Genomic DNA, 3,003 nt, shown 5'->3' with positions numbered 1-3,003 from the left:
GTGGATCGTGCCGGCGTCGATGTCCATGCGCATCGCCGACAGGAACCCGCCCGGCTGCACCACCGTGCCCGTCACCACATTCCAGCCGCCCTGCGCCTTGTACGCATTCGTGCCGATGTCCACCACGTTCGGGCTCAGGTCCAGGCTGCCCGCCTTCACCTGCAGCAGGTCCCCGGCCGTGATCTGGCCGCTGTTACGCAGTTGTCCGTCGATGTCCAGGCTGACGTTCTGCCCGCTGATCGCGCCGCCGTTGGGCGTCGCCAGCGCCTGGACGTAGCCGTCCGGCAGGTAGACCTGATAAGCCAATCAGCTAAGGGCGCAACGCCTCAGCTTGGAGGGTGCCGGAGCCTCCCTCCCAACACTTCCTATTACTTCGCAGCCGTCTTGACCTGGTCGCCCGTATAGCTCAGCGACGAGAGATCCTCTTTTGCTTTTTCCGGCGTCTTCAGTTCCAGTACCACGCGACCCACCATCAAGCCCATCGACGGCGAGCTGCGCACGTACTTGGTTTCCCCGGAATCGAGCACAATTGACACATCAACCTTCGTTCTTGGTTACTCAAATTCTGCGCAAAATTTGAGGAAGGCGTTGATCAGATCCGGTTGCGTCTGGTTCGCGATATTCGAAGAGACGAACCGTTCAGCGCAGTAGGCATACGAAACGCCAAGCAAATCTTCGATCTCAACTCCATCTCCCGCGATGAACGAGACATTGTCACCGTCCGTATAGACCATGAAGCGCTCGTTGTCCGGCCAAAGGAAAGTTGAACCCCAATATGGCAAATTGTTGGGCGTTGTCTCAAATAGTTGATTTGGATTATCAACGGCTAAATCGAGCTTCCGGGTAGCTACTGTGACGGCTGAGAAGTCGGGCGCATACTCCCACTCAGCCTTTTCGAGCGTCGCGACGTTCAGAACGTTACTTTGGTTTTGCATACAGAACACGCGAAGTCTTGCCAACAGTTCAATCTGCTCTCCCCTTTCCGTTTGCAACGACCGGAGATCTCCCTCCCACAGCGGTATTACGGCCCATCGGCGCTCGCGCAAAAAAGCTCGTGAGAAGAATGCGAGGAATCGTCCGTCGCCATCACTCTCACTCAATCTTCCACGCGACATACCGTGGATACAGACGCTGTGGGCGATAAACCGCAGCGTAGCCATGTAATCGGCAAATGTATTTCTATGCTGATTCATAGGTCAAAACCTGATCTTCATCTGACTATTGCGTCCACTCGGCCGACTAAACTGGATGCTAGGCGCACTTGTGGATTTGCTCACCGGATAGAGTGTAGCGGTGATCCGTCCGTTCCGAGGCAAACCTTGATATCTTGGCATACACGAATGCAAGCTCATGGAATTCCCAAAGCCGGGACACAGAACTTAATGTCTCTCGGTTATCCAGGCAACCCTTTCAGAGGATGAAAGCTGGATAATGATCCGGCGTGTAGAAGACCTCCCGAGATTCCCCCAACACCTAGGCTATTCACTTGCTCCGTCCAGATTAGCTATGGACATTCCCATAAGGTCAGCAGCCGTCCGCATGCGAGATTTTAAATCAGGTGAAACCTCAATCTGATATTCGATCAACTGCGCATATAAAACCTCTAGCGCAACTCCAGGCTCGCCATGATCGAGTAGCTCCCGAACATTCTTCGGCGTGTCGTCAGGAAACGCTGATGCCACCTCGTTCAGTACTGTTGCAATAATCGACTCTGCGTTTGAATGCTTTCTCATTTCGGCCTCATTGCTTTGGGTATGCTGTAATGATTCCCTCACCGCGAGGTTCCACGATGACACGAACCTGCACCCCGTCCCGCACGCCTTCCACAGCCCACCGGACAGGGGCGCCTTTTGAGGTGTAGTCAGCCCCCGCCTTACCTGTGAGTTGAGTCCATTTCGCTGTCGGATCCGTCGCGAGATCCGATACATTGTGCATGATTTGGCTTTCTGTCCATACGGACGGAAAGGCAGTCTTCCCGGGAGCCCCCGGCCATAAATGTCCACCACCAGTGGCATCTCCCAAAAGAATATGTTGGGTACGTTGCTGGCTGGCCAGATTTACAAGATCCGCTTCGGACGGCACTCGGCCTGCGGCTGTTGGTCTTGGCCCACGGGAACTACCACCTCCATCCGAGTCCACCCCGGTGACACCTTTAATCGCTCCAAAAAGGGCAACATTGCCAAGAATAGATTTGGCAACGAAAGCATCAATAGGATTCGTCGGGTCGCTTGTACCAAGCTGGAATCGCAGCAGTGCGTTGTCGATCTGTGTGGCGGTATAGCCTTTACTCTGCGTATTGTTCGCACGGATCAAGAAATCCCGAGCCGCAACGTTGGTGTCTTGGTGCGCCAGTGCCTCCCCATACGCCTGCTGATACAGACCTCGCTCCTCCTGCCGTGCAGATACACAATCTGCATTGCCACCGCACATGGCTGCGATCTTTGCATCGCTCAGCACTCCGACTTGCGCCTCCAGGAAGGCGGCGTTGGAGCGGCAGGACACCGGATCGACACACGCGCCCAACGCCTTTACATTGGCCTGAAAACGAGGATCCTTAACGTTCTGATATCGACTCGTAGCGTTATTGATCGCTTCATTCTGTGCCGCCAACCCTGCCGAATTGACGTCAGCACCCAGAAGCGCGCCCGCAGCCCCGCCTACAAGCGTTGCCAGACCGACGGTAACCGCCAGCCGAATTTTGTCGTCACTGTAGTTGAGTACTGGGCTATCGGCATAGACAACATCCCGAATCAACGGCGCCGCAATAGCACTCGCCGCCCCGCCGATCGCGCCTCCTGCACAATCACCACCTGTAAGGCCCTGCGCAGCACACCCCACCAGCGCATGTCCCAACACATTGGTCAGGATCGTCGAGGAGTCCGAGCCCGGCATGCCAATACCCGGCGCGCTTACTCCCACGGCGTTGGCCCCAACTGCTGCCGCATCCCTTACCAGCCCACCCACGAACGCCTGCCCAAAGCTTCCGCCATAGGCCACGGTGTT

At 56.0% G+C, this 3,003-nt stretch carries 3 protein-coding genes and 2 pseudogenes; all 5 read right to left on the bottom strand.

Annotated elements, in window-relative coordinates; genetic code table 11:
- A pseudogene (locus AC1DFU_RS27525) lies at nucleotides 1-306 on the bottom strand (hypothetical protein); the annotation flags it as partial.
- A 62-nt stretch (nucleotides 307-368) separates the two neighbouring features.
- A pseudogene (locus AC1DFU_RS27520) lies at nucleotides 369-533 on the bottom strand (DUF2846 domain-containing protein); the annotation flags it as partial.
- A gap of 21 nt (nucleotides 534-554) precedes the next feature.
- The gene (locus tag AC1DFU_RS27515) at nucleotides 555-1,193 is read right to left on the bottom strand and encodes a hypothetical protein (RefSeq protein ID WP_143093956.1); all 639 of its coding nucleotides are present in this window, start codon (nucleotides 1,191-1,193) and stop codon (nucleotides 555-557) included.
- A 285-nt stretch (nucleotides 1,194-1,478) separates the two neighbouring features.
- Complete coding sequence (locus AC1DFU_RS27510; RefSeq protein WP_143093955.1) at nucleotides 1,479-1,733, bottom strand: MafI family immunity protein; 255 nt, start codon at nucleotides 1,731-1,733, stop codon at nucleotides 1,479-1,481.
- Nucleotides 1,734-1,740: 7 nt separating this feature from the next.
- On the bottom strand, nucleotides 1,741-3,003 hold a 1,263-nt coding region (locus AC1DFU_RS27505; RefSeq protein WP_441593842.1), incomplete at its 5' end, for an EndoU domain-containing protein.

The organism is Cupriavidus sp. 10L45, from assembly GCF_056395225.1.
The sequence above is the reverse complement of the archived record's forward strand: the minus strand, read 5'-3'. Positions and strand labels throughout refer to the sequence as shown.

Bases quoted from the DNA above. Each gene is read 5' to 3' on its own strand.
- AC1DFU_RS27515 (WP_143093956.1), bottom strand. From the start codon at position 1,193: ATGAATCAGCATAGAAATACATTTGCCGATTACATGGCTACGCTGCGG.
- AC1DFU_RS27510 (WP_143093955.1), bottom strand. From the start codon at position 1,733: ATGAGAAAGCATTCAAACGCAGAGTCGATTATTGCAACAGTACTGAAC.